This is a genomic window from Lutimaribacter degradans (assembly GCF_023703375.1).
Classification (GTDB): domain Bacteria; phylum Pseudomonadota; class Alphaproteobacteria; order Rhodobacterales; family Rhodobacteraceae; genus Lutimaribacter; species Lutimaribacter degradans.
The window spans coordinates 1-587 of record NZ_JAMQGO010000049.1 but is presented as its reverse complement, the minus strand read 5'-3'; the positions used below and the strand labels follow the sequence as shown (position 1 = coordinate 587).

Sequence of the window (587 nt, the reverse complement as noted above, 5' to 3'; positions counted from 1 at the left end):
CGAGCAACCTTTTCATCCAGGTGCTTGGGCAGGATGTAGACCTTGTTTCCGTAGTCCTCGCCCTTGGTCCACAACTCGATCTGCGCCAGGACCTGGTTGGTAAAGCTGGCCGACATGACGAAGGACGGGTGGCCGGTGGCGTTGCCAAGGTTCAGCAGGCGTCCCTCGGACAGCAGGATGATGCGATGCCCGTTCGGCATCTCGATCATGTCCACCTGTTCCTTGATGTTGGTCCACTTGTGGTTCTTCAGGGCCGCCACCTGGATTTCATTGTCGAAATGGCCGATATTGCCGACAATCGCCATGTCCTTCATCTCGCGCATGTGCTCGATGCGGATCACGTCCTTGTTGCCGGTGGTGGTGATGAAGATATCGGCGGTCGCAACAGCGTCCTCCAGCGTCACCACCTCGAACCCGTCCATGGCCGCTTGCAGGGCGCAGATCGGGTCGACCTCGGTCACCTTGACGCGGGCGCCGGCGCCGGCCAGCGAGGCGGCGCTGCCCTTGCCAACGTCGCCGTAACCACAGACCACGGCGACCTTGCCGGCCATCATCGTGTCGGTGGCGCGGCGGATACCGTCGACCAG

Annotated in this window: 1 protein-coding gene; it reads right to left on the bottom strand. The window is 62.0% G+C overall.

Annotated elements, in window-relative coordinates; translation table 11 throughout:
* On the bottom strand, positions 1 to 587 hold a 587-nt coding region (locus tag M8744_RS17735; protein ID WP_251420066.1), incomplete at both ends, for an adenosylhomocysteinase.